Below are 25,445 nucleotides of genomic sequence, written 5' to 3'. Positions count from 1 at the left end.
AGGATAAATCAGGAGTCAGAATTTAGAATCCAGAATCCAGAAGGCTGCGCCTATATGCTGAATTCTTCTTAATAAATTTTGCAAATCCCCAAGTGATATTTATGGCTGACATAGAAATACTTATTAATGAATTGCCACAAATTGTTTATAAGTTGAAACTGACTATTGGTAATTCTCAAGATATTATGCAACAGGTTGTCCTGATTAATAATGCTCAGGAACAACTCCGCAATATTAAACAAGCGATCGCCCAAGAATTATGCTGTGTCACACGTAAAGCTAATAATAATACTGTTAGTACAATATCTTATACTATCAAAAGTCTGATAATACCAAACATTTTACAAGTCAATCCTGCGATTACTGGCAACCCAGGATTAATTACAGAAAAGTTTGGCAATCCAGAAACTGATATATCTTTAATTAGTTTACAGTCAAAAATTAATTGCTGGCTGGAATGGGGTGATTTATTGCAGGCGATCGCCGCAGATATTTTAGGAGATGCTAACTTAGTCAATCAAATCAATTTAAATATTAATTATCCCAGCTTGTCCATTCAAATTATAGAAATTGAAAATCGCTTAAATATTAATAATTCAAATAAACATAAGCTTTCACACAGACAAATACTGAATATTGAAGAAGATTTGTCAAGATTACAAAATAGATTAAATTTAGTCAAAAATACTATTCAAAACACTCAAAGTTTATTAACAATAATGATAGCATTGTCATCATTTTGTGGTAAATCTGGGTTTTCGATAGAATGGTTAGATGATGCTCATGAATTAATTATATCTAGTAATGAACATTTTCGGGAATTGACTGAGATTATTAATGAATGTGATATTTTTGAAGAAAAGATAAATGGATTTCAAGCCAAGCTTGAAGGAATTAAACATAAAAATAATCAATCAGTAATTACGAATAATCACATAAAAAGGCAGAAATATAATTTATCATCATCTAAAGTTTTGCAGAAAACTTTATTTATTTTTTCTGGCTTAACTGTCTTAGGTGTTGGTGGATGGTTTGCCAAAGAACAGATCATGCAAATTCACCAAATTGGTCTGAATTTATATCAAGAGAATATTGCTAAGAGCAATTTTAAAGCTGCTTTAAAGTTGGGAATGGAGGCTTCTTCTCTCGCTCAAAACCCTCCCCATGCACTTAATGTATGGCAACAGGCAGCGTCTAAATGGCAAGAGGCAATTAATTTATTAAAAAGTATTCCCGAAGGAACATCTGTATCTGTCATTGCTCAAGAAAAACTGGTTCGTTATCAACTTAATTATATTGCTATAACCAAAAGAGCTACCACTGAAAAGAAAGCTGTAGCCAACTTAGAATTAGCAGAAAAACTAGCAACAGAAGCTAAGTTTTTTATGGAAACTTCACCTAATTCCTTAACAGCTTGGCAACAAGCAAAAGATAAATGGCACAAGTCAATTAAGTTATTAGAATCTATCCCAAAAAGCAGTTCTGTTTATGGACAAGCTCAATCAATACTACCCAATTATAAAAGCCATTATGCCGCGATTAATGCCATAATGCAAAATAGAATTCAATCTGTAAATTGAGGGATTGAGAACCAATCAAGTTAATCAAGGCAGAGAAACTGGAATGGCAGGTTAAAGGTGATCAATCTGAAAAGAAATGCAGACCTATTTTTTGCTTAGGTGATAACTTTTATAATTTACCAATTACTGACCCTATCTGGAAAGATAAATTATCTTGCTTAGATGCAGGAATTTATACTTGTCTGGAAGTTATACAAAAACTCAATTTGGAAAATTTTGCCCATGACCAATTTCGATTAACTATTAGCATAAGTGAACCATTTTCTTATGATGGATATCATCAAGAATTTTGCTATAAGTTAGTTGCAGCAGTGATTAATGTTGCAGAGGTGAAGCAACGTTTAGGATGGCAAGCTATATCCAAGGAAACAGAGAATAGGAAAACAATGTATGTAAGTTAAGTAGCCCATCATCAATGCTTCTGTCTTTAACGCCTGAAAGTTTATTTTCTACCAAACTTGACTTAAATCTAAAAAAAAGCCAGGTAATAGAGGTTCACCAGAAAGTGTCTGAGGATTATTTAATATCTCAACTGGAATATTCGGACGATAAATAAAAACTTGGCGTTGTTTTCTATCAATTAACCAACCAAGTTGTGTGCCGTTATCTATATATTCTTGCATCTTGTCTTGCAAAGTTCTTAAATTATCACTTTCAGAACGCAATTCAATCACAAACTCAGGAGAAATTGGTGCAAATTTCTTTCGCAATTCTAATGGTATGGCTTCCCAGCGTATGCGTTTTATCCAAGCTGCATCAGGAGAACGTACTGCGCCATTAGGTAAAGTAAACCCACCACTAGAACCAAAACCTACACCTGTACCATCTTGCTTTGTCCAAACCCATAACTGCCCAATTAAGTTAAAGTTGCTTTCGTCAGTTTCCGAACCAGTTGGGGGCATAATTATTAATTCTCCAATAGCATTGCGTTCGATATTTAAATCGTGATTGAGTTGACAAAATTCATAAAATTGATCGTCACTCATGGCGATCGCACTCGGCAATTGCAATACTATTGGTATAATCTCGGTAATGCTGGGTAAACTTGTAGTCATAATTTTGCATTCATGCTTGACTTAATTTTACTTAAAGATTAAGTTCCCAACATTTGCAGGTTGTGCAAGGTAGAATAAAGTCCTCCAGCTTTTAACAATTCGTCATGACTACCTTGTTCAATTAATTCGCCTCGCTTCAAGACAAAAATTCGATCGACATTGCGAATTGTAGACAAGCGGTGAGCAATAATAATTGCCGTCCGTCCGATTAACAACTCGTTTAGTGCTTCCTGAACTAAAGCTTCTGTACCAACATCTAGACTAGCGGTTGCTTCATCTAAAACCAGAATTTGCGGGTTACGAATAGCTGCACGGGCAAAGGCTAAAAGTTGCTTTTGTCCACTAGATAGATTTGTCCCGCGTTCTCGGAGTTGGGTGTTATAACTTGCGGGTAATTGTCCAATAAATTCGGCAATGTTCGTTTTTTCAGCAGCAGCTTCAATCTCTTCAAAGGTATAGTAATCACCCAATGTAATGTTACTTTTTACATCACCAGCAAACAAGAAGCCTTCTTGTAAAATAACTGCCATGTAACGACGCAGTTCTGCTTGGGGTAACTCCCGAATATCTACACCATCTACAAGAATGCGTCCTTGGGTGGGTTCGTAGAGACGACACAACAGCCGAATAATGGAACTTTTACCTGCGCCTGTCGGCCCTACTAAGGCGACTTTTTCGCCGGGATGAATGACAAAATCTAAATCTCTAATGACGTAATCATCATCTTTATAGGCAAACCAAACGTGTTCAAACCGGATTTCTCCCAAGGTTGGTTGAGGCTGGGTATCTTCTGATTCTAAATTGGCGATGATTTCATCGATGTATCCGAATTGGGTATCTAGGACGGAAAGACGGGGATTGACGCGATCGCTAATTTCTATCGGTTCATCTAAAATATCACTTACACGTTCCATCGCTGTGAACCCAGCTTGAATCACGGTGAATTTCTCGGCAAAATCTCGCAAAGGGTCAAACAATCGCTGGGCGTATAAAATGAATGCAGATAATGTTCCAAAAGTCAAGTTTTCGCCTAACAGTAACCAACCACCCAAACCTAATACTCCAGCGATCGCAATTAAGCCAATTAATTCTAAAGTAGCAGAAACGGCAGAATCGTAAAAAATAGTTTCATCAACTTGCTGGTTGTAGCGTTGGTTAGTCGTGCGAAATAACTCAGCGTTATACTTTTCTCGCCGGAACAACTGCACGACGTTAATTCCCAGCACATTTTCCTGTAGCTGAGAATTTAAAACTGACAGTTCTTCCCGTGCTTTGTAGTTAGCTTGACGATATCGTCGTTGAAAATAAATAGTTAACCAAGTCACAGGGATTAACATCACCAGTAATAGACTAGCAAGTTGCCACTGGATAGAAAACATCAACCCCAAGATTACCAGCATCGAAAACACATCAGAAACGATGCCAATAGCCCCAGTGGAGAACACATCGCCTAAGACTTCCACATCACTGGTGAGTCGAGTGACTAATTTACCTACAGGTGTACGGTCAAAAAACCTTACGGCCAATGATGTTACATGATGAAATAAATCTTGGCGAATGCCGGCGGTGATTTTCTGCCCTATATTCTGTAGTACATAACCCTGAACACCTGTGAGGATTAATCGCAGCACAATCATAGTGAACAATAATCCGATGAGGATATTTAACCCTTGGGTTACGGGGCGATTTTGCAAGAACTCGTAGGTGCTGGGTTCATTACGAATGAGTGACACAGCCTGTCCAATTAGTAATGGCTGCACCGCGTTAGCTATAGCAATGGGCAATAGCAATAATATCGCGAGGGTTAGCAGTTTGCTGCTACGGCGGGCGTAAGGGACTAGACGTAAAAACAGCCGCCAGTCATTGTTACGCCAACGGTCTTTTCTGTAAGATTTGGAAGATGATTGGTAGATGCTCATAGTATGAGCATTATATTAATTTTTACAATTTTAGAAACACTTGTTTAAGGGCAACATTATTAGTTTTTGTGAAGTACCTGAGATTGAGAGGTAGTAGAGCAGATTGACTAATCAGGTCATAACTTGGTTTAAAGCCAACAACAACTCATTGATAGTGTAGGGTTTGGGTAAAAATGTTGCCGCACCAGTGTTGACTATTTCTCCCAGCTTATTTTTAGCAATTAACCCACTAGTAGCAATAATTCTGGCATCGGGGTTAATTTTTTTCAAGGTGCGGATAGTAGTTAAACCATCCAGTCCTGGGAGCATGAGGTTAACTAGTACAGCACTAATTTTATCGGCATATTTGGCGTAAATTGCGATCGCTTCAATCCCATCACTAGCAACTAAGGCTTGGTATTGGTGGCTTTCCAAAGATGTTCTCGTAATATCCCTGATTGCAGGCTCATCATCTACAATCAAAATCAATTCTCCCTGTCCTATAGGTGGTGACAACTCATCTGGACTAAATATTTCTGTACTTCCCACTGCTGGTAAGTAAACTTTAAATGTAGTACCACGTCCTACTTCACTGTCTACATTTACAAAACCACCGTGGCTTTTGACAATCCCAATTAAAGTAGAAAGTCCCAAACCTGTACCTTGTCCTACTGCTTTGGTTGTAAAGAATGGTTCAAAAATACGGTCTAAGTTTTCTTCTGGAATCCCCTCACCCGTATCTGAGACTGTCACTACTATGTATGGGCCTGGGTTGGCTTCTAAGTTCATGCGAACATAGTTTTCATCGATAAGGAGATTTTCTGCCGTAATAGTAAGAGTTCCACCATCAGGCATAGCATCACGGGCATTAACACAGAGATTCATCATCACTTGATGGAGTTGGGTACTATCTCCACAAACTGTCCATAATTCTTTGGAAACATCTGTGACAATTTTGATAGGTTTGGGAAATGTTTCTTTGAGAATTTTGGACAGTTCGACAATAATGTGTCTGAGTTGCAAAGTGATGCGTTTACCTTCTACACCTCTGGCAAAAGACAATACCTGCTTGACTAAATCCGCACCGCGTTTAGCGTTGATTTCTAAAATCTCCAATAAATGTTGAGTGCGTTCATCTGCATCGGGAAACTTTAGGGGTAATAATTGCGCTCCGGCTAAAATTGGTGTCAGGATATTGTTGAGATCATGAGCGATGCCACTAGCCAAAGTTCCTATACTTTCTAGGCGTTGAGTACGCAATAATTGCGCTTCTAAATGTTTTTTCTGAGTAATATCTGTATCAACAGAAAGAATTGATTTAGGTTTGCCATACTCATCACGAACTAAACTCCAGCGACTAGCTACTAAAAGTTCTTTCCCCTTTTTAGTAACTTTGTTTAACTCTCCTTGCCAGTTACCTTGGGAAATGACGTGTAATAGAGCAATTTCCACCTCTGGGGATGGTTCATAAAACAACAATTCACTAGCATTTTGCCCCATCACCTCTTTAGCTTGCCAACCGTATAAATTTTCTGCCCCTTTATTCCAAAAAAGTATCTGATTTTGTAAATCGCGTACACAAATCGCATCAGTGGTAATGTCTAATAATGCTGCTTGTTCGCGGATTTTTGCTTCTGCTAAGTGGCGTTCTTGCAAAGCAGTTTGTTGTTCAGTAATATCAATACTGGCGCAAGTTATCCCGATGATTTCTTGGGATTCATTCCGCAATGGCTCAACTGTCAAGTCATAATATCGAATACTTTTACTGGTTGTAATCGATACTTCTGCACGAGTACCTATACCTGTAGTTAAAACATTATATTTAATTGCATTGAGAGCTTGGGCATCTGCATGGGGCATGATTTCACAATCTTTTTTACCCAACATTGGTTCTTCTGTCCACCCAGCCCTTTGGTTATAAACCCAGGTATATCGTAAGTCTATATCTTGGTTGAACACAAAAATCGGGGAGTTCTTTAAGGCTACCCGGAATCTTTCTTCACTTTGACAAAGTGCATCTTCTATGCGTTGGCGTTCAATGGCATATCGCATAGAGCGGACTAATAAGTCGCCAGTCACTTGTCCTTTGACTAAATAATCCTGCGCTCCTTCCTGCATAGCTCTTAAAGCCAAGGTTTCATCATCTATACCAGTTAGAACGATAATCGGAATTGTTTTGGCTTGGCTATTAGCTTTAATAAAAGTTTCGATTCCCTGGCTATCAGGTAAAGACAGGTCTAATAACATGACATCAAACTTTTTAACTAACCCGCTACTAGCTGCATTGGCTAACAGGTTAAATGCTTCTGACAATTGCTCAACTGTGTGTAAAGCTACTTTAGCTGTACTGACTTCTTTGATTAACTCTTGAATTAAAAAAGCATCACCGGGATTATCTTCTACTAATAAAACTTGAATAATTTTATCTGCCATAGCCTTTACTCCGGTGGCAGTTTGACGATCGCAAACCAAAAGTTTTCTATAGACTTTACAATTCTAACGAACTGGTCAAAATCAACTGGCTTGGCTATATAACAGTTAGCCGATAGGTTATAGGCTTTGAGAATATCTTCTTCAGCCTGGGAAGTTGTCAAAACCACGACAGGAATACGTTTGAGATGTTGATCAGTTTTAATCTCTGCTAAAACTTCCCGTCCATCTTTTCTAGGTAAATTTAAATCAAGTAGGACTATATCTGGATGAGGTACATTGGCATATTTTTCTTGTTTTCTGAGAAATGCCATTGCTTCTACCCCATCTTCTACCACATTGAGATTAACTGAGATTTTGCTATCTTCTAAGGCAATGCGTGTAAGTTCGACATCTCCCGGATTGTCTTCTACTAACAAAACCTGAATTGGCATTATATTTGTTCCAATCATGACTTGTCTTGACCTGCTTGTTCTGGAATTGTGAAGTAGAAAACTGAGCCTTGACCTGGTTCAGACTCAATCCAAATCTGACCACCGTGGCGTTCAATAATTTTCTTACAAATTGACAACCCGATGCCCGTACCTGGATATTTATTTCTGCCATGCAGGCGTTGAAAAATTACAAAAATTCTTTCAATATATTGTTCTTCTATACCTATTCCGTTGTCTCGGACAGAAAAAAGCCAATGAGAGTGCTGAGTGCTGTTAGCGGTAGCGCGGCGTTTAGCCGATTGTGTTAGCGGTAGCGCGGCGTTTAGCTGGTTCTGAGAACATTCTCTCTTGTCTTCCCTGCTTCCCTGCTCCCCTGCTCCCTTGCTCCCCTGCTCCCCTACTCCCCTACTCCCCTGCTCCCCTCCTTCCCTAACTACTCCAATATGAATTTCTAGGGGAATGTCTCGGCGGAATTTGATGGCGTTAGCAATTAAGTTTTGAAAAACTTGGGTTAACTGCGTTGGATCTGCGGTAACTGTAGGTAAAGGATCATGGGTGATGACTACTCCAGATTCTTCAATGGCTATTTTGAGATTGGTTTGTACCCGTTCTAAAATCACAGCACAATCAACTGAGACAAAGGGTTGTCCACGGGTTGTCAAACGAGAATAGTTTAATAAATCGTTGATTAAGGTTTGCATCCGTTGCGCCCCATCGACAGCATAGCTAATAAACTGTTCTGCATTAGCGTCTAGTTGATTTTTGTAGCGTCGTTCTAGTAACTGTAAATAACTAGTCACCATCCTTAATGGTTCTTGTAAGTCATGGGAAGCGACGTAAGCAAAACTTTCTAATTCAGCATTAGAACGAGCGAGTTCTTGACTTTGGCGAGTTTGTTGTTCTAGTAACTGTGCTTGAAATAAGGCTATCCCCATTTGGTTAGCTAACTGTTGCAATAAGTCCAACTCGAATTTACTCCAATGGCGAGGAGCGTTACACTGGTGGGCAATTAGCAAACCCCAAATTCCTTCTCGGTGGAGAATTGGTACAACAAGGTTAGATTTTACGCCAAACTGTTGCAAAAATTCTCGATGGCAATCTTGAATATCTGCTTGTGCAACATCCATAATTGCACTGACTCTACCTTGGCGATATTTGTCTACATAGTCTTGTTGAAAGCAAGGGTCGAGAATTTGTTGTCCTAACACTACAGGCCAGCCGGGTAAAACTGCTTCCTGTTCCACTATTCCCGAACCGTCAGGCCACAGCCTAAACATCAGCACTCGGTCGGCTTGCAGGAGTTTTTGGACTTCTTGCACTGATATTTGTAATATTTCTTCAATTTGCAGAGTTTCTCGAATTTTGACGGTGATTTCTGCAAAGAGTTGCGATCGCTGATTCTGCCATTTTAGTTCTTCTTCTGCCTGTTTGCGCTCTGTAATATCTGTGTGCGAACCGACCATTCGGACTACATTACCGGCCTCATCCCAAAGTGCCTGTCCTCGATCTAGAATCCATTTATAGTTACCGTCTTTACACTGTACGCGATGCTCTGTAGTGTAATAGGGTGTTTTATGGTCAAAATGATCTTGAATGGCTTGCATCACCCAATCTAAATCATCGGGATGCACTCGCTTTGACCATTCTTCTATATCGTTAGCAATTTCGTGGTCTTCGTACCCCAACATCTGTTTCCAGCGCAGAGAAAAGAAGACTTGATTAGTTTTGACGTTCCAATCCCAGATCCCATCATTATTGCCTTGCAAGGCTAACAGCCAACGTTCTTCACTTTCTTTGAGTGCTGAAGCTGTGCGATGTTTTTCTGTAATATCTTGGAAATAAACAGATAAGCCGTCTTTACTGGGGTAAGCGTGGACTGCAAACCATTTATCTAGGGGTGGATAAAACTCTTCAAATTCGACGCTCGTCTTTTGTGTAATGGCTCTGTGATATTCTCGCTCAAATGAAGTGTCTAATATCCCTGGAAATGTTTCCCAGATATTTTGACCTAGTAACTCAGTTTGATTTCTCTCCAATAGGTTGGCAGCTTGACCATTAACGTAGGTAAATTGCCACTGTTGATCTAGGGCAAAAAAGGCATCGGTAATACTTTCGAGTATATTACTAATGCGATCGCTCACTATTTCCGATGCTATACGTGCTGTTTGCTTTTGATTAATCAATTTTTCGCTCATCTGAGCTACATCAGCCATGTTGCGCCTTAGTTCCAGTTGGTCAATTACTAAGCGACTTAAAGCTACAAGTGCGTCAATTTGTTGTTGACTCAGTTGTTTAGGTTGTTGATCAATCACACACAGAGTTCCCAACATTTGACCTTGGGGGTTAATCAGGGGTACACCTGCGTAAAATCGCACATATGGGTATGATTTTACTACTGGGTTGCTTGCCAGGCGATCGTCAGCCAAAGCATCAGGAATCACTACAACACCCTGTTTTTCTTGACATAGGTAAGAGAATCCTACATTACGAGGCATTTCTGGTACATCTAAACCCAATTTTGCCTTAAACCACTGACGATGTTCATCAATAAAATTAACTAAAGCTATAGATGTGCCACAAATAAAGGCAGCTAAATGAGCCAAATTGTCATAAGCTTCTTCTGGTTCAGTATCTAAAATTTGGTACTGACGTAGAGCAGCCAGTCTCGCCTGTTCCTGATGAGTAGAGTGGGATTTCATAACACTTTGATTAAAAAATTAGAATAAATGTCGATGTCAGGTTATCTACTCCCGAATCTTTGTTGCAAGCTAGAGTTTTGTTAAAAAATGAAACAAAATGTTATTTAAATATCTGTTTATACAATGAAATGTTGCACTAATCTTAGTATAGAAAAATTAATTTAAATAACTTAACTCAATACACAAAAAGGTAAAATCGACGTAAGTTGGGTTGAAGAACAAAACCCAACAGAAACAAGGCTTTTTTCGGTTAGTTCTAGGAAAAGGCTTACTAAACCATATTGAAATTAAATCCCCGCCTTTTCAAAAAAGTCGGGGATATTGGTTGATAAATTTGATTTTTGACTGATTAAGCTGGTGTCAAGACGGACTCTCTGAGACGCTCAACTAAATTATGTAAGTTACCTGTATTGAGGCGATAGCTGAGGGGATGAGCAATTAACCTTGCTGTGCTTTCATACAAAGTAGTAATCTCAACCAGTCCATTTTCTTTTAAAGTGCGTCCGGTGGAAACTATATCGACAATCGCCTCAGACATCCCCGTAATCGGGCCGAGTTCTACAGAACCATAAAGCGGCACTATTTCCACAGGTAAATCTAAACTATTAAAGTATTCATTAGCACAATTGACGTATTTAGAAGCCACTCTACTGTGCGGTGGTAAATCTACAGGTAATTTGTAGGGACTAGAAGCTTTAACAGCCACCGACATTCGACAATAGCCAAACTGCAAATCAACTAAATGGGCAACTTGCGGTTTTTTTTCTCTGATCACATCGTAACCAATAATACCAAATTGCGCCTGACCGTATTCCACATATACAGGTACATCTTGCCCTCTGACTAATAATCCTTTAGCTTGTCCACTCGCATCAGTAATTTGAAGTTGGCGATTTCCTGAGTCTAAAAAAGCACTAAAGTCCAACCCTACAGTTTGCAGGAGGCGGATGCTATTTTTGAGTAGTTCCCCTTTCGGCAACGCAACAGTTAACATTCTCTTTCTTGATATCCTTGGCTATGGACACTTGATACAATGTCCTTGTTTAAGCAGTTCAATAATATTGAGAATATCTCTATTGCTCACCCCAAGCAGCATGAGAATTTTATTAGTTGATGATGAAGTAGAACTTACTGACCCTTTGAGTCGCGTGTTGACGCGAGAGGGTTACAGTGTTGATGCTGCCTATAATGGAACACTTGGTAGAGAGATGGCACAATCAGGCGGTTACGACTTACTCATTTTAGATTGGATGCTGCCAGGAAAAACAGGCTTGGAGATTTGCCAAGAAATGCGTCACCAAGGTAAAGCTACCCCTGTGTTGTTTCTCACTGCCAAGGATACTCTAGATGACAGAGTAGCAGGCTTAGACGCTGGTGCAGATGACTATTTAGTTAAACCATTTGAATTGCGGGAGTTGTTGGCTAGAGTCCGTGCTTTGTTGCGTCGTTCTAGTTCTCACAGTTATGAAGCGACAACGGGAAGGCTAAGTGTCGCTGATTTAGAACTTGATTGTGAAAACCAAGTCGCCTACCGTCAAGGACGCGTAATTGAACTATCGCAGAAGGAAAGCCAGCTGTTGCAATATTTTATGGAACATACCGGACAGCTACTAACTCACGCTCAGATTATGCAATATCTCTGGCAACATGAAGAACAACCCAGCAGTAATGTGATAGCTGCATTAATTCGGCTATTACGGCGCAAAATTGAAGTAGGTAAGGAAATAACTTTGATTCACACCGTTTATGGTAAGGGCTATCGCTTCGGAACTTCTTCTGTTGAGTAGAAAAAAAATCTGGTGACAGCTCGTAGCGATCGCATAAATAGCAACAAAATTGCGATCGCCACTTCTGTATACTTGGTTTAACTTGGAACTACAACTTGTGAGAAGATAAACGGGTGAAATTTGAAGCTTTATCGATGAAACTTTTAAAACCAAGCATTTTAGGATTGTTTGCTGCTACTACATTTGTCTCAGGTGTTGTAATTGTTGTCCAGACATCTGTTGCAGACTCCGGCGACACAGTGACAACTCCTGCAAGCCTGAAAACACCAATCGTCAATAAGTCCATTAGTGAGAGCGAAGTTTTGGCTGCTCAGAAGGCGTGGGGAGACGCATTAGTGGCTATTTCTACAACCTATGATACGAAGGGTAAAGCCTCTGCTAAAACTTTAGCGGCAAAGGTAATTGACGATGCCTACGGTTATCAATTCGGTCCAGTTCTTTTCAAACCAACCCTTGCGATCGCTCCCCAGACGTTCCGCACTACCCGTGCAGGAGCTTTGGCGTATTTTGTAGGAGATGACCCCGATTTCCCAACAGACAAGGGTTTTGCGTTGAAAGGCTGGCGAAAAGTAGAGATGAAGAATGCAGGGATTTTCATCACTGGCAATACGGCTACTACGATGGGAAATGTGATATTCACGGACAAACAAGGTAAGACTACCACAGTGGACAAAACTTGGCAGTTCTTTAAGGACGATAACGGTAATCTACGTATTATTACGCATCACTCTTCACTGCCTTATACAGCAAAATAAGTCATCCAGCAATAGATGATACCTCGTTAGAGAATCTTCTCTCATCAACACTTTTAACCGTTAGGCAAGACCAGAAAATAAATTATCCGAAATTGACGGTTTGGTAGGGTGCGTCAGTATGAATAATTTCTGGGTATAGTTAGGTTCTATCGCACTGACGCACCCTACATTTTGGATATTTTTTGAATTTTGACCCTTCACTTCGTTCGAGGGCAAGATTTTGAATTTTGAATTTTTTCTGCCCAATGTCCCCCTACTACCCTCAACCTAGGATGCAAGCACTACGTGGGGGAAGATTTAAGGATAGTTGTTTTGTTTCTCCTTGACTATGCCAGTTAAATTCTGCTTTACCGTATAACAGTTGGTTGGGTTGAGTCTGCAAATTCGTAACATCTATATCAGTTTGTGTTGATGCTGTACCGACATTCACAGCGATAATTAATTCTTCTGTCCCTAAAGTACGGGCAAAAATGTATAATGCTCCCTGTGCGGAGATAACTTTATAATCACCTATGCGTAAAGCTGGATAGGTATGACGTAAAGCGATTAATTGGCGGTGAGTATCATAAATATCTTTATCCCAGTTCGCTTCTAAGGGAAACCCTCGACGGGAATCGGGATCTAGTTTTCCCGGTAAACCAACTTCATCACCATAATAAATACTAGGCGCACCAGGAAAGGTTAGTAGCAATAGGGTGGCTAGTTCTACGCTGGCTTTATCGTCACCACCAATGGTAATTAATCTTGCTGTGTCGTGACTGGCGAGTAAATTGAGTTGGGTTAGCTGAATTTCCCAGGGGTAAAGTTGCAGTAGTTCTTCAATTTTGGCGGCGTACTCGGCTGCAAATAAGGGCGGGTATGGTTGATAGTCGCGACCTTGGACTTGTTCTAAGACTACGCGATCGCCTGCTGCAAAGGCAATGGTCGGCCCAGCAAATAAATAATTCATCACGCCGTCAAATTGTGTACCATCTAGCCATTCGCGGGAATCTCCCCACACTTCCCCCACAATATAAGCATCGGGGTTAATGGCTTTGACGCGATCGCGAAATTCTTGCCAAAAACCAGGGGTTTTAATTTCAAAGGGTACATCTAACCGCCAGCCGTCGATGCCGAATTTTATCCAATATTCGGCAATTTCCATGATATATTCCCGAACTTCTGGGTTGTCGTGGTTGAATACGGGCAAGGCGCGGTTATTTGCCCAACCTACGTAGTTGGCGGGTAACTCTCCGGTGTATGCTGCAAGCGGCCAGCCTTCAATTTTGAACCAATTCAGCCACGGGGAATGAGGGCCATTTTCTAAAATGTCATGAAAAAAGAAAAATCCTCGGCTGGCATGATTAAATACTCCATCAAGAACAACTTTAATATTTCTTTGGTGGGCTGCATCTAGTAATTCTTTAAAGGCTGAATTACCTCCTAACATGGGGTCTACTTGATAATAATCATGGGTGTGATAGCGATGATTACTGGCAGATTGAAATATGGGTGTGAAATAAATGGCGTTAATGCCTAGGTCTTGAATGTAGTCTAATTGCTCTATAATTCCCCATAAATCACCGCCTTTGTAACCTTGCAGTGTGGGCATTGCTTCCCAATCTTCCCAACGTGCTTCACGTAGCAGGCGTTTGTGGGGTTGGTTACTTCTGGCGAATCTGTCGGGGAAAATTTGGTAGAAGATGGCGTGTTTGACCCAATCTGGTGTTTGAATTTGCATGAATTTTTCTTTATTTGTTCAGTAGTATTTTGACTTTAAGTTACATATTTGTGGTTCTTACTTGTGGTAGAGAATTTTTAATATTTATTTCACGCAGAGGCGCAGAGAGGAGGAGGAAGGGGAGGAGGAGGAGTTATTTGGGGGGATTAAAATTAGGTTTTATTTTCGGGTTGACCTATTAAGTTGATGTTAATGATTAAGGTATGACTTAAATATATTTCGCCTGAAAATTGAGGTCAAATGAGATACGAAAAGCTTTCTCCTGGTCTGTTGTTGGCTTGGGATGATTTTCAACGGGAAGGGGAGTTGGCGTTAATTACACACGGGCGATCGCTGGGGATAATTGCTCCTAGAAGTTTTATGAAACCTACTAAGAGTCTGGTTTTTATTTATTGTGATGCTGATGCAGATTTGAGTCATCTTTCGCAATATGGTATTGAAATAAATCAAAATTCTGGTAGTGTACGGACGGCTTTTTTACCTCTAGAAAGTTTAGCAGTTTTAGCGGCAGAATCTGCAATTGAGCGCATTAAGCCATCACGTAAACTTAAACTACGGATGGATGTTGCACTCCAAGCTATTAAACTGTCGAGTTTTGTCAATAGAACTGGACTCACTGGTAAAGGGGTAATTATTGGCATTATTGATACTGGTATTGATGCCAAACACCCTGCTTTTGCTGGACGGATTTTAAGGATTTGGGATCAAACTTTGCCAGGCGGAGGGGTAAATGAGGGTCGTTACGGTGCGGAATTTATAGGCGAACAGCTTTGTGTTTCTCAAGATACGGAAGGTCACGGTACTCATGTTGCAGGGATTGCTGCGGGTGCTGATGCTGTCTATAGTGGTGTTGCACCAGAGGCGGAGTTAGTAATTATCAAGTCTGATTTGCAGGATGCTCACATTGCTGATGCTATCCGTTATATTTTCCGAGTGGCTGGTGAGTTTGGACGAGCGGCTGTGGTCAATCTTAGCGTTGGTGGTCACGCTGATGCTCACGATGGTAGTGATTCTCTATCCCAAATTATCAATGCTGAATCTGGGATAGGTAGAATTGTTTGCTGTGCGGCTGGGAATGAGGGGAATGATAATATTCATGGTCAAGCTAATATTCCCAGTGGACGCAGCCGGGGTATGCGTTTTAATGTACCTCTGAATCAAATCGGTATGGTTTGGTTAAATGCTTGGTATACGAGTTCTGGTCAATTAGAGGTATCTGTGCGGAGTCCTAACGGTTTTGTCACTCCTTACCAAAAAATTATTACTGATGGTAATCCTTCCCAAAGTTATGACTTACCAGATTCTCAAGTAGAACTTGTCACACCAGACCGCGACCCGTCTAATGGGGATTATCATTTTTTTGTGCAGATTCGTGGTAGGGGTAGATCCCTTGTGCAAGGGGGTGTCTGGCAATTACGAGTCCGTAACACCTCAGCATCAGATACCATACTTGACGTGTGGACGCTAGATGATACCTTATCGGTGTTTTTTACTGGTAAAAGCGTTAAGGATGCAGTAAAAATCGGTTCTCCTGGCTGTGCTAGTAATGCAGTGACAGTGGCAGCTTACACTACTAAGGTTAAGTACGAAGATATCGATCGCCACATCCGCGAAATGGGTTTAGAATTAAACACTATTTCCGAATTTAGTAGTGAAGGCCCTTTGAGAAATCAAGCCCCCAAGCCAGATATAGCCGCACCTGGTGCAATGATTGTCTCTACACTTTCTAGTCATTTTAATAGCGATCGCTCCATGACGATTAATTCCCAATTTGTCGCCATGTCCGGTACAAGTATGGCTGCACCATTTATCACTGGATTAATCGCATTATTATTACAGCGCGACCCCAAGTTAGACCCATCTACGATAAAAGACCTACTACGCCAAAATAGTTCTATCCCCGGCAAATCTCCCGGTACATTTGATCACAAATGGGGTTTTGGATTGATTGATACAGACAATCTGTAACTTAGAGATGGAGAGACAAAGCAAAATTTTTCCCTGTCACCTGTCACCTGTCCCCTGTCACCTTCCCTTATGAACTACCAAAAACTAGATGCTAGCTTGGTTTTAGCACTGGATGAGGTTTTAGATCCTAATTTAGTAAGTTTAGTAGTATTTATCTATACCGAAAATAATTTAGATTCTACTGCAACTGCTGTGTTAGAAAATCTGGGTGTGAGTGATGTCAGGAGTGAAAAGGATGTATTCACAGCAACGCTATCACCTGATCAAATTGCCCAATTATCGGATCTACCTTGGGTGAGATTGATTAGGCGATCGCAAAAATTACATTTAAGGTGTAGGAACTTTTGACCTAGCAGCCTCGGTTGGAATATAGCCTATTGCTTGATATTTTTGGCAGTCAGATACATCACAAGTAGGGTTTAGCAAAATTCATTAGACATAATCTTTGATCCCCCCTTACCAGTTGCTACAGAGAGTCCTAAACTGTAGGTGGGAGTTGAAAGGCAGTTGGGAGACATCTTGTGAAAAAAGTATTAGCAATTATTCTTGGAGGTGGTGCAGGTACTCGCCTGTACCCGTTAACCAAACTACGTGCTAAACCAGCAGTACCAGTGGCAGGGAAGTACCGTTTAATAGATATCCCTGTCAGTAACTGCATAAATTCAGAAATTTTTAAAATATACGTCCTGACACAATTTAACTCAGCTTCCCTTAATCGTCACATCGCGCGTACATACAATTTTAGTGGCTTCAGTGAAGGGTTTGTGGAAGTGCTAGCCGCACAACAAACACCAGAAAACCCGAACTGGTTTCAAGGTACAGCCGATGCGGTGCGTCAGTATCTATGGATGCTACAAGAGTGGGATGTAGACGAATTTTTGATCTTGTCAGGAGATCACCTCTACAGGATGGATTATCGCTTATTCATCCAGCGTCATCGGGAAACGAACGCCGATATTACACTATCTGTAATTCCCATCGACGATCGCCGCGCCTCAGATTTCGGTTTAATGAAAATTGATCAGTCTGGGCGAGTGATTGATTTTAGCGAGAAACCAAAAGGCGAAGAATTAGCTCAAATGCGTGTCGATACCACTATTTTGGGATTGACCCCAGAACAAGCCGCATTACAGCCATACATCGCCTCGATGGGGATTTATGTATTTAAAAAAGATGTTTTGATCAAACTTTTGAAAGAAGCTTTAGAACGCACTGATTTTGGCAAGGAAATTATTCCTGATGCTGCAAAAGATCACAATGTTCAGGCTTATTTATTTGACGACTACTGGGAAGACATTGGGACAATTGAAGCTTTTTACGATGCTAATTTAGCCCTGACACAGCAACCATTACCGCCGTTTAGCTTTTACGATGAAGAAGCCCCAATCTACACCCGCGCTCGTTACTTACCACCAACCAAACTATTAGACTGTCATGTCACAGAATCAATAGTTGGTGAAGGCTGCATTTTGAAAAACTGCCGCATTCAACACTCAGTTTTGGGAGTGCGATCGCGGATTGAATCTGGCTGTATCATCGAAGAATCTCTACTCATGGGTGCTGACTTCTATCAACCTTCTGTAGAACGTCATTGCAGTCTAGATAAAGGCGATATCCCGGTAGGTATCGGTCCAGATACAATTATCCGCCGTGCAATCATCGATAAAAACGCCCGCATCGGTCACGATGTCAAAATTATCAATAAAGACAACGTGCAAGAAGCAAACCGCGAAACCCAAGGATTCTACATCCGCAGTGGTATTGTAGTTGTCCTGAAAAATGCCATTATTACTGATGGAACAATTATCTAAAATAGTGCTGAGTAATGAGTGCTGAGTAATGAGTAATGAGTTTGAGGTTATTAGTAGTCAGTAACCCAGCCCTAAAGGGACTGGGCTTGTAAGAGTAATCAAGCAAGCCGTACTGACCAGACCACTCGGTAAAACGAGTAGCCGTTATTTGAGTCACGACACCCTGTGGATGCGTAGCTAGTCCCTGGCTCTGTCGCTTGTAATTAAACAGTTCTAAGGTCACTGGAACAGTGTTGTAAGCCTAACAAGCTCTTATAACAGGTCGTTCGCGCAGCGTCTCCCCCTTGGGAGAAGCTAACATTACTCCCGCAAGGGAAGGCTCTATTGAGCAAAACATTATGCGTACAGGGTGAAAAGTTTGAAACGGTAATTGTCCCGTCAAAAGTGCATTACAAAAGCACGTCAAACAGAGTAACCCCAAGGCGGTAATGATTCTAATATTCAAGGTGGTTAAAACCGCGCGAGTCGCTTCCCTCTCAGCCCTAAAGAGACTGAGTTTCCCGCATACCGTGAGGTTTTATGAGTGCAATTTCTAATTACTCTCAACCCCTGACTCCTAACTCACCACTCTTTACTCACAACTCAGCACCGGCTAAACGCCGCGCTACCGCTAACAGCACTCACAACTCAGCACTCACAACTCAGCACTCATCACTCATCTTACTGATTGGTCTTCCTGGTAGCGGTAAGTCAACGTTGGCAAAGCAATTAATAGCAGAATGCCCCCTGATGCAGCTAATTTCTACAGATGCCATCAGGGGGCAATTATTTGGCTCAGAGGCAATTCAAGGGTCTTGGCTGCTGATTTGGCGGGAAATTGAACGACAATTACAGCAGGCTATCTCTACAGATAAAACAGTAATTTTTGACGCTACCAATGCTCAACGCCGCCATCGTCGGGAAATTATTACTCTAGTCCGTGACATAGGTTTTACTCACATTACAGGGGTGTGGGTGAAAACTCCTGTTTGGCTATGTTTGGCAAGAAATAAAAAACGCGATCGCAAAGTCCCAGAAGAAATTATCCTACGAATGCACCGCCAACTCCGCGATGCACCCCCCAGCCAAGAAGAAGGACTAGATGAATTAGTCATTAGTCATTAGTTTTTCTGCATCTGCTACCTTGTCTTCCCCAATCCCCAATCCCCAATCCCCAATCCCCAAGTACGGTAATCGCGCCGATCCAATGAGGATGAACCACACTTGATTATCTATATTATTTGTTAATTTAAAATCAGAATTATTTGTGCTTGGCATTATACCTAGCAAAAATAAAATCTCGGATCTTAGAAAAAAACTTAAAGGAAATTTTTACAGGAGGCTGGTAGATGGCTGCAACCGACTTCAAAGACTATTACACGATTTTGGGAGTTAGTAAAACTGCCAGTCAAGAAGACATTAAACAAGCTTTTCGTAAACTAGCCCGCAAGTATCACCCTGATGTTAATCCAGGTAACAAGCAGGCAGAAGCAAGCTTTAAAGAAGTTAACGAAGCTTACGAAGTTTTGTCAGATGTAGACAAACGCAAAAAATACGACCAATTTGGTCAATATTGGCGACAAGTTGGTGAAGGTGGCTTCCCTGGCGGCGGTGCTGGTGTCGATATGGGTGGCTTTGACTTCAGTCAATACGGCAATTTTGATGAGTTTATCAATGAATTACTAGGACGCTTTGGTGGTGGTGCGCCTCGCGGTGGACAACAAAGCTATTCTTATGGAACTCCTGGGGGTAGACCTGGGAGCGGTTATGGTGGCTTTGGTGACTTTGGTTTTCAAGATGTCAGTGCAGGTGGCGCACAAGATACAGAAGCTGCTATTACTTTAACTTTTGCAGAAGCTTTTGCCGGTTCTCAAAAGCGTTTTAGCTTAGGTAACGAAACATTAGATGTGCGTATCCCACCTGGTGCAAAACCCGGTAATCGCCTGCGGGTGAGGGGTAAAGGTCAATTTAACCCCATGACTCAACAACGGGGGGATTTATATTTAAAGGTAGAATTACAACCGCATTCATTCTTCCAGATTGAAGGCGATCATCTTGTCTGCGAAGTGGCGATTACTCCCGATGAAGCTGCTTTAGGCGCATCAATTGATGTACCTACACCCGATGGTAGTGTGAATGTGAAGTTACCTGCTGGTGTGCGTTCTGGTCAATCCTTGCGTTTACGGGGTAAAGGCTGGCCTCTCGCTAAGGGTGGACGTGGTGATCAGTTGGTGAAGGTGGCGATCGTTCCACCGAAAGACATGAGCCAGCAAGAACGGGAATACTATGAAAAAATCCGGGCTATTCGCACCTACGATCCTCGGAGTCATTTACAACAGGTCAAACTTTAACATCAAAAGTCAAAAGGCAAAGGTTGAAATAAACATCTTTTGCCTTTTAGCTTTGATTAAAAATATCTAGTAAAGTTTCGATACTAGCATTGTGATCTAAGAAAGAAAATAAATGCTTGTAGCGAAGTTTTCCGTCTTTATCTAATACAAATTGGGCAGGTAAAGGCGCACCTAGGGCTTGTCCTACTCGATAGGTACGAAATATTCTACAACTAGGGTCGCTCAGTAATGGCATTTTTAACCCTAAATCTCTGACAACTATTTGACTTTGTTTTTCATCGGTACTAGTAATTAGTAATATTTCTATATTACGCTGTTTAAATTCCTCGTAGTTTTCATTTAAGGCTTTGATATGAGGAAAGCAAAATGGGCAATATTGCTTTTCTGTAAAAATTCGCGTAAAGGCAAGTAAAACAGGCTGTTTACCTCGATAATCTGATAATTTAACTAATGTTCCGTTGGTAATATCTGGCAATTGAAAATCTGGTGTTCCTATCTCTAACCTTAGTTCATTGCTAGCTGGAATCGGTAGAAAATTACGGAAGAACCGTTCATTAAACAAGCCGCTAAAATCTGTTGAAGTTAACATATAAAATTCAAATTACAAATATTAAAATTATAAAACCACAGATAAACACTGCAATTAACACTAATATTATATCTGTGTTTATCAGTGAGGGTTTGGTATTGAGATAGTTGGTGGGGCGATCGCAAAGCTCATCGAGTTGAGTTGTTAACTTTAGAGACTTGCCAGTAGCCTACAATGAGGTCGGACGCAGTGATTTGTTAGACACTTCTTACTTTTTGGATCTCTACGTTTCCTCCTTCAAAGACTTGAACCATAAGTTGATAACCTTCCATCAATGACATACCAACAAGAGGCTCTGAATCGGCTTCGTCAATTGGAATTGTCAGGTAACTTCCATCCCAAATGACAATAGCTTCGTACACATTAAAAATACACTCACTACCATCTCCGAGAATGGCGCGTCCTCGTCTTTTCCATCTTAGATTCAATTTAGCGATTAAGTCTGGAGGCAGTGAGAGCCAACCATTAAAACCAGTATCTATAATCGCATCTTGTGTATAAACAGTTCCACTGGAGCTACAGAGTGAAATGGTAATAATCGCCTCAAAATCTACGTTGACAGTTCCAGCGATCATACGATTCTCTTGATCCGTCCACCAAATCGACGAACATGGCGTGAGCCAATGCGAATCATCCAAATTTGAGCATCGGGGTGACGGGCTTCAAGGCGATCGCAAGCGGCAATTTCGCTCTTGTCAACTTCAAAGTCTCCAGTTTCGAGATCGATCACTACAATTTTGCCGTCATTCCCAGCCTCTACTTGAGGTTTTATCTGGGTTTCATAAAGATAATCACCTCGTTGAGCAAATTCCTCTTTACTGTAGCGGGGATGTCGTACTGTCATAGTTTTGATTTCAGGGTTATCTAGTGACTATTCTAGCTGACCTAGTAGGGTGGTAAAGCTGTTCGTAGTCCGCTTTATTAGAACTACTGGTATATATTTTGCCTGAATTTTGAACACCTAAAATGGTACAAAGTTAACACCCTACCCTAACCCCTTAAAAAGAGGGAACTAAAATCAAAATCCCCCTTGAAAAGGGGGATAAAACCACATTTTGCACCAAGCAAAAAATGTGTGTACACCTTAGCCTGTCTTTCTAGACAGCAGAGAAGTAAACTTTCGACTTCACTGGGTCAGGATTCATGGTTTTGTCACCAGGTTGCCAACCAGCAGGGCAAACTTCATCTGGGTGAGATTGAACATACTGAATCGCTTGCAATGTCCGTAGAGTTTCTTCAACGCTACGACCAAAAGCTAGGTTGTTAATGGTAGCGTGCTGGATGACACCATCTTTATCGATGATGAACAAACCGCGCAAAGCAATACCTGCGGCTGGGTCGAGAACGTTATAAGCGGTACTAACTTCTTTTTTGATGTCGGAAACTAGGGGATAGTTGAGGTCGCCAACACCGCCAGACTTGCGATCGGTTTGAATCCAAGCTAGGTGAGAGAATTCACTATCAACGGAAACACCGAGAATTTCAGTGTTAAGTTTACTAAATTCTTCGTAGCGATCGCTAAATGCTGTAATCTCAGTGGGGCAAACAAAGGTAAAGTCTAGGGGGTAGAAGAACAAAACAACATACTTACCCCTCAAGTCGGAAAGTTTGATTGTCTTAAATTCCTGATCCACCACAGCTGTTGCTGCAAAATCGGGAGCTTGTTGACCAACGCGGAGGCTTCCTTCTGTTCCGTAAGTGATGGACATTTACTATATATCTCCTTCAACTTATATCTGTTTACTAGCGTTGGAGTTGGGGTTAGGTAAATCTTACCCATCCACGCTGACTCACAGTTTGATTACGATCTGTTACGAATATATCATACTCATAACGATTTTGAGTACCAAATGGTTGATTTAGATACAAGAGAATGGTTATTGACTAATGGCTTGGGTAGTTTTGCCAGTGGGACTGTTGCTGATGTCCGCACGCGGACTTATCATGGTTGGCTATTTGCTGCCACAAATCCACCTGCTGGGCGCACCCTATTGTTTTCGCACCTAGAAGCTAGCTTAGAAGTAGCAAGAAAAGTTGTGGCACTGGGGACAAATATCTGGGGTACAGGTAATATCGAGCCAACTGGCTACAAACTACTGCACTCTTTCGATATTAACCCAGTTCCCAAATGGATTTGGGGTAAAAATGACTGGCAAATAAGCAGGCAATTGGTGATGCCTCATGGGATGGAGAAGGGGCAGAGGAGCAGGGGAGCAGGGGAGCAGGGGAGCAGGGGAGAATTAACCGCTATTCCTCCTTCTGTCCCCATGAGCCATCGCTTGTTAATTCAATATCGTTACGAAGGTAGAGAAACTGCGGTTTTAAGGCTGCGATTACTAGTAGCCGATCGCGATTTTCATGGTCAACAAACTGGTAGTTCAGACTTACAGTTTTCCCAATTGCTTGGCCATCAACAAGTTTGTGTACAAGCCATCACGTCTGGACGCTTTGGTACACCTTGGCAATTGCGTTGGACACAAGGAGAATATCGATCAGATCCTTTGTGGTACTGGAATTACGAATTTCCAGAGGAAACACAACGGGGATTATGCGATCGCGAAGACCTTTTCAGTCCCGGTTATTTATCAGTCACTCTCAAGCCAGGAGATGCAGTAACTTTAGAAGCCCAGATGGGTTTTCCTCAACAATCGCCGAACCTTCTAACTCCCGATACATTTACAGAAGCTGTAGCAGCAGAACAAGAACGACTATCTCAGATTTTTGGGTGGGATTTAGGGACTAGGGGACTGGGGACTGGGGACACTTCGACAAGCTCAGTGCATCGCTGGGGACTGGGGACTGGCAATATTAATAATGCTCAATCCCCAATCTGGCGACAATTATTAAAAGCTAGCGATCAATTTATTGTTTATCGAGCTTCTATTGCTGGCCCTACGGTGATTGCTGGTTATCACTGGTTTAATGATTGGGGAAGAGATACCTTGATTGCTTTACCTGGGTTGACTTTAGTACCTGGACGTTTTAATTTAGCTAAAGGTCTCCTGCAAACTTTTGGGCGTTACTGTCGTCATGGTCTAATCCCTAATGCCTTCCCAGATATGGACAGTGAGCCGTTCTACAACAGCATTGATGCGGCTTTGTGGTGGATTGAAACTTTAGGACTTTACTTAGAAGCGACTCAAGATTGGGAATTTTTAGCTGAACAGTTCCCAGTCGTACAGCAAATCCATAAAGCATTTATCGGTGGTACACGCTATAACATCCAGGTAGACGCAACTGATGGACTGCTGGGTTGGGATGCGCCGAGTGTCGCCCTAACTTGGATGGATGCTTTAGTGGAGGGACAACCTGTAACGCCTCGTCCCGGTAAACCTGTAGAAATTAATGCTCTCTGGTATTCTGCTTTATGTTGGATGAGTCAATGGGGAGAACGTTTAAGTCAGCTAGAAGTTGGTGATTCTGTACGTTTAGCTAATCAAGGAAAGCGTTATGCACAACAAGCACAACAGGTAAAAGCTTCTCTACAAAAATTCTGGAATCCCCAGTTGGGTTATTTGTATGACACCATTGATTTTGACGATCGCCGCAATACTCAAGTTCGCCCCAATGCAGTTTTAGCAATGTCTTTACATCATTGCGGTTTTTCTGAATCCCAAGGTCGTCAGGTCTTAGATTTAGCTACCTATCGCTTGCTAACTCCCTATGGTCTTCGCTCTCTTGACCCAGCAGATCGACAATATATTGGTAAATGTGTAGGTAATAGTGAAACACGCGATCGCGCTTACCACCAAGGTACTGTTTGGACTTGGTTAATTGGCCCCTTTATCCGTGCTTGGCAGCGTTTTTTACCAGAACAACCACTACCTTTCAGTTGGCAACCTTTGTTAGATCACTTGTTTAATGATGCTTGTATTGGTTCAATTTCTGAAATTTTTGATGGCGATCAACCTCACCAACCCAGAGGCGCAGTAGCACAAGCTTGGTCTATTGCTGAAGTTATTCGCCACATAGATGAGCGATGAGTGATAAGTGCTGAGTGCTGAGTGATGAGTGATGAGTAAAGTTTTCTCCTCAGATACCATAGATATCTCTTCCTACACCCAGTTTATTCAAGGTACTAAAACATGGATATATGAGGTATGCTCAGACACAGTATCTGATGCTTACTCAGCACTCATAACTTTTTACTTATTACTTACAAAATGGCTCAGGTCGGAGTTGAACCAACGACCCCAGGCTTATGAGTCCCGTGCTCTAACCAACTGAGCTACTGAGCCGTGTTTTTCACACATTTCTTAGTGTAGCAGACAAATCTTTTTTTGACTAGTCTGATTTGCAATTAGTTTTTGCAACCCTACTTAATATTTAATTTGTTCCCCAAAGGGCTTGACTCTCCAGTTGACTGGAGGATTCAAGATGAAGCTATAC

At 41.3% G+C, this 25,445-nt stretch carries 21 protein-coding genes and 1 tRNA gene; 10 read left to right on the top strand and 12 right to left on the bottom strand.

The annotated features are described in order from the left end of the window. Positions 1-101: 101 nt before the first annotated feature. Positions 102-1,580 (top strand): hypothetical protein, encoded by a 1,479-nt coding sequence (locus L6494_RS16365; RefSeq protein WP_237988771.1) that lies wholly within the window; start codon positions 102-104, stop codon positions 1,578-1,580. A gap of 14 nt (positions 1,581-1,594) precedes the next feature. Continuing rightward, a complete protein-coding gene (locus tag L6494_RS31180; protein ID WP_442947017.1) occupies positions 1,595-1,981 on the top strand; it encodes a dual OB domain-containing protein in 387 nt (128 codons plus the stop codon). Positions 1,982-2,029: 48 nt separating this feature from the next. On the opposite strand, the gene L6494_RS16360 is transcribed toward L6494_RS31180, so the two are convergent. From L6494_RS16360 to hisG, 6 genes are all read right to left on the bottom strand, one after another. Further along, positions 2,030-2,635 carry a Uma2 family endonuclease gene (locus L6494_RS16360; RefSeq protein WP_237988770.1) on the bottom strand — a complete coding sequence of 202 codons (606 nt, stop codon included), beginning with the start codon at positions 2,633-2,635 and terminating at the stop codon, positions 2,030-2,032. 38 nt (positions 2,636-2,673) lie between these two features. Next, the gene (locus tag L6494_RS16355) at positions 2,674-4,554 is read right to left on the bottom strand and encodes an ABC transporter ATP-binding protein (protein WP_237988769.1); all 1,881 of its coding nucleotides are present in this window, start codon (positions 4,552-4,554) and stop codon (positions 2,674-2,676) included. Positions 4,555-4,665: 111 nt separating this feature from the next. Further along, positions 4,666-6,966 carry a hybrid sensor histidine kinase/response regulator gene (locus L6494_RS16350; protein WP_237988768.1) on the bottom strand — a complete coding sequence of 767 codons (2,301 nt, stop codon included), beginning with the start codon at positions 6,964-6,966 and terminating at the stop codon, positions 4,666-4,668. A 5-nt stretch (positions 6,967-6,971) separates the two neighbouring features. Beyond that, a complete protein-coding gene (locus L6494_RS16345) occupies positions 6,972-7,397 on the bottom strand; it encodes a response regulator (protein WP_237988767.1) in 426 nt (141 codons plus the stop codon). Between the two features lie 14 nt (positions 7,398-7,411). Then, entirely contained in the window at positions 7,412-10,096 is a 2,685-nt protein-coding gene (locus tag L6494_RS16340; RefSeq protein ID WP_237988766.1) for a GAF domain-containing protein, read from the bottom strand. Positions 10,097-10,445: 349 nt separating this feature from the next. Beyond that, positions 10,446-11,090 carry an ATP phosphoribosyltransferase gene (gene hisG, locus L6494_RS16335; protein ID WP_237988765.1) on the bottom strand — a complete coding sequence of 215 codons (645 nt, stop codon included), beginning with the start codon at positions 11,088-11,090 and terminating at the stop codon, positions 10,446-10,448. Between the two features lie 100 nt (positions 11,091-11,190). Between hisG and rppA the strand changes: the two genes are divergently transcribed. Next, complete coding sequence (rppA, locus tag L6494_RS16330; RefSeq protein WP_237988764.1) at positions 11,191-11,883, top strand: two-component system response regulator RppA; 693 nt, start codon at positions 11,191-11,193, stop codon at positions 11,881-11,883. A 113-nt stretch (positions 11,884-11,996) separates the two neighbouring features. Further along, positions 11,997-12,638 carry a metal-independent carbonic anhydrase gene (locus tag L6494_RS16325; protein ID WP_237988763.1) on the top strand — a complete coding sequence of 214 codons (642 nt, stop codon included), beginning with the start codon at positions 11,997-11,999 and terminating at the stop codon, positions 12,636-12,638. Positions 12,639-12,900: 262 nt separating this feature from the next. Here the strand turns inward: L6494_RS16325 and L6494_RS16320 are convergent, their stop codons facing one another. Next, positions 12,901-14,358, bottom strand: coding sequence for a glycoside hydrolase family 13 protein (locus L6494_RS16320; protein WP_237988762.1), 1,458 nt, complete (start codon positions 14,356-14,358; stop codon positions 12,901-12,903). Positions 14,359-14,598: 240 nt separating this feature from the next. Here L6494_RS16320 and L6494_RS16315 point away from each other — a divergent pair, with 240 nt between their 5' ends. From L6494_RS16315 to L6494_RS16295, 5 genes are all read left to right on the top strand, one after another. Then, the gene (locus tag L6494_RS16315; protein WP_237988761.1) at positions 14,599-16,326 is read left to right on the top strand and encodes a S8 family serine peptidase; all 1,728 of its coding nucleotides are present in this window, start codon (positions 14,599-14,601) and stop codon (positions 16,324-16,326) included. A 69-nt stretch (positions 16,327-16,395) separates the two neighbouring features. Further along, complete coding sequence (locus tag L6494_RS16310) at positions 16,396-16,674, top strand: hypothetical protein (protein ID WP_237988760.1); 279 nt, start codon at positions 16,396-16,398, stop codon at positions 16,672-16,674. Between the two features lie 173 nt (positions 16,675-16,847). Further along, positions 16,848-18,137 (top strand): glucose-1-phosphate adenylyltransferase, encoded by a 1,290-nt coding sequence (locus L6494_RS16305; RefSeq protein ID WP_237988759.1) that lies wholly within the window; start codon positions 16,848-16,850, stop codon positions 18,135-18,137. Positions 18,138-18,656: 519 nt separating this feature from the next. After that, positions 18,657-19,241: an AAA family ATPase gene (locus L6494_RS16300; protein ID WP_237988758.1), complete on the top strand. Its 585-nt coding sequence runs from the start codon at positions 18,657-18,659 to the stop codon at positions 19,239-19,241. A 224-nt stretch (positions 19,242-19,465) separates the two neighbouring features. After that, positions 19,466-20,467, top strand: coding sequence for a DnaJ C-terminal domain-containing protein (locus L6494_RS16295; protein ID WP_237988757.1), 1,002 nt, complete (start codon positions 19,466-19,468; stop codon positions 20,465-20,467). A 46-nt stretch (positions 20,468-20,513) separates the two neighbouring features. Here the strand turns inward: L6494_RS16295 and L6494_RS16290 are convergent, their stop codons facing one another. The 4 genes from L6494_RS16290 to L6494_RS16275 all read right to left on the bottom strand — a co-directional run bounded on the left by L6494_RS16290 (position 20,514) and on the right by L6494_RS16275 (position 22,765). Then, positions 20,514-21,056 (bottom strand): peroxiredoxin family protein, encoded by a 543-nt coding sequence (locus L6494_RS16290; protein ID WP_237988756.1) that lies wholly within the window; start codon positions 21,054-21,056, stop codon positions 20,514-20,516. Between the two features lie 197 nt (positions 21,057-21,253). Further along, the gene (locus L6494_RS16285) at positions 21,254-21,631 is read right to left on the bottom strand and encodes a clan AA aspartic protease (RefSeq protein ID WP_237988755.1); all 378 of its coding nucleotides are present in this window, start codon (positions 21,629-21,631) and stop codon (positions 21,254-21,256) included. After that, positions 21,628-21,900, bottom strand: coding sequence for a hypothetical protein (locus L6494_RS16280; RefSeq protein WP_237988754.1), 273 nt, complete (start codon positions 21,898-21,900; stop codon positions 21,628-21,630). Before L6494_RS16280 ends, L6494_RS16285 begins: the two co-directional genes overlap by 4 nt. A 253-nt stretch (positions 21,901-22,153) precedes the next feature. Next, positions 22,154-22,765 carry a peroxiredoxin gene (locus L6494_RS16275; RefSeq protein WP_237988753.1) on the bottom strand — a complete coding sequence of 204 codons (612 nt, stop codon included), beginning with the start codon at positions 22,763-22,765 and terminating at the stop codon, positions 22,154-22,156. A 141-nt stretch (positions 22,766-22,906) separates the two neighbouring features. On the opposite strand from L6494_RS16275, the gene L6494_RS16270 reads away from it, so the two are divergent. Continuing rightward, positions 22,907-25,039 (top strand): amylo-alpha-1,6-glucosidase, encoded by a 2,133-nt coding sequence (locus tag L6494_RS16270; protein WP_237988752.1) that lies wholly within the window; start codon positions 22,907-22,909, stop codon positions 25,037-25,039. 181 nt (positions 25,040-25,220) lie between these two features. Here L6494_RS16270 and L6494_RS16265 read toward each other — a convergent pair. Further along, positions 25,221-25,294 (bottom strand) — tRNA-Met (locus tag L6494_RS16265). Between the last annotated feature and the right edge of the window lie 151 nt (positions 25,295-25,445).

The sequence above is a fragment of the Nostoc sp. UHCC 0870 genome, assembly GCF_022063185.1.
Taxonomy (GTDB): domain Bacteria; phylum Cyanobacteriota; class Cyanobacteriia; order Cyanobacteriales; family Nostocaceae; genus Trichormus.
Note: the sequence above shows the minus strand (reverse complement) of the source record. Positions and strands in the feature narration are given on the sequence as shown.

Bases quoted from the DNA above. Each gene is read 5' to 3' on its own strand.
- L6494_RS16345 (WP_237988767.1), bottom strand. From the start codon at position 7,397: ATGCCAATTCAGGTTTTGTTAGTAGAAGACAATCCGGGAGATGTCGAA.
- rppA (WP_237988764.1), top strand. From the start codon at position 11,191: ATGAGAATTTTATTAGTTGATGATGAAGTAGAACTTACTGACCCTTTG.
- L6494_RS16350 (WP_237988768.1), bottom strand. From the start codon at position 6,966: ATGGCAGATAAAATTATTCAAGTTTTATTAGTAGAAGATAATCCCGGT.
- L6494_RS16340 (WP_237988766.1), bottom strand. From the start codon at position 10,096: ATGAAATCCCACTCTACTCATCAGGAACAGGCGAGACTGGCTGCTCTA.
- L6494_RS16280 (WP_237988754.1), bottom strand. From the start codon at position 21,900: ATGACAGTACGACATCCCCGCTACAGTAAAGAGGAATTTGCTCAACGA.
- L6494_RS16315 (WP_237988761.1), top strand. From the start codon at position 14,599: ATGAGATACGAAAAGCTTTCTCCTGGTCTGTTGTTGGCTTGGGATGAT.
- L6494_RS16355 (WP_237988769.1), bottom strand. From the start codon at position 4,554: ATGAGCATCTACCAATCATCTTCCAAATCTTACAGAAAAGACCGTTGG.
- L6494_RS16285 (WP_237988755.1), bottom strand. From the start codon at position 21,631: ATGATCGCTGGAACTGTCAACGTAGATTTTGAGGCGATTATTACCATT.
- hisG (WP_237988765.1), bottom strand. From the start codon at position 11,090: ATGTTAACTGTTGCGTTGCCGAAAGGGGAACTACTCAAAAATAGCATC.
- L6494_RS16295 (WP_237988757.1), top strand. From the start codon at position 19,466: ATGGCTGCAACCGACTTCAAAGACTATTACACGATTTTGGGAGTTAGT.
- L6494_RS16320 (WP_237988762.1), bottom strand. From the start codon at position 14,358: ATGCAAATTCAAACACCAGATTGGGTCAAACACGCCATCTTCTACCAA.
- L6494_RS16275 (WP_237988753.1), bottom strand. From the start codon at position 22,765: ATGTCCATCACTTACGGAACAGAAGGAAGCCTCCGCGTTGGTCAACAA.
- L6494_RS16270 (WP_237988752.1), top strand. From the start codon at position 22,907: ATGGTTGATTTAGATACAAGAGAATGGTTATTGACTAATGGCTTGGGT.
- L6494_RS16300 (WP_237988758.1), top strand. From the start codon at position 18,657: ATGAGTGCAATTTCTAATTACTCTCAACCCCTGACTCCTAACTCACCA.
- L6494_RS16290 (WP_237988756.1), bottom strand. From the start codon at position 21,056: ATGTTAACTTCAACAGATTTTAGCGGCTTGTTTAATGAACGGTTCTTC.
- L6494_RS16360 (WP_237988770.1), bottom strand. From the start codon at position 2,635: ATGACTACAAGTTTACCCAGCATTACCGAGATTATACCAATAGTATTG.
- L6494_RS16365 (WP_237988771.1), top strand. From the start codon at position 102: ATGGCTGACATAGAAATACTTATTAATGAATTGCCACAAATTGTTTAT.
- L6494_RS16310 (WP_237988760.1), top strand. From the start codon at position 16,396: ATGAACTACCAAAAACTAGATGCTAGCTTGGTTTTAGCACTGGATGAG.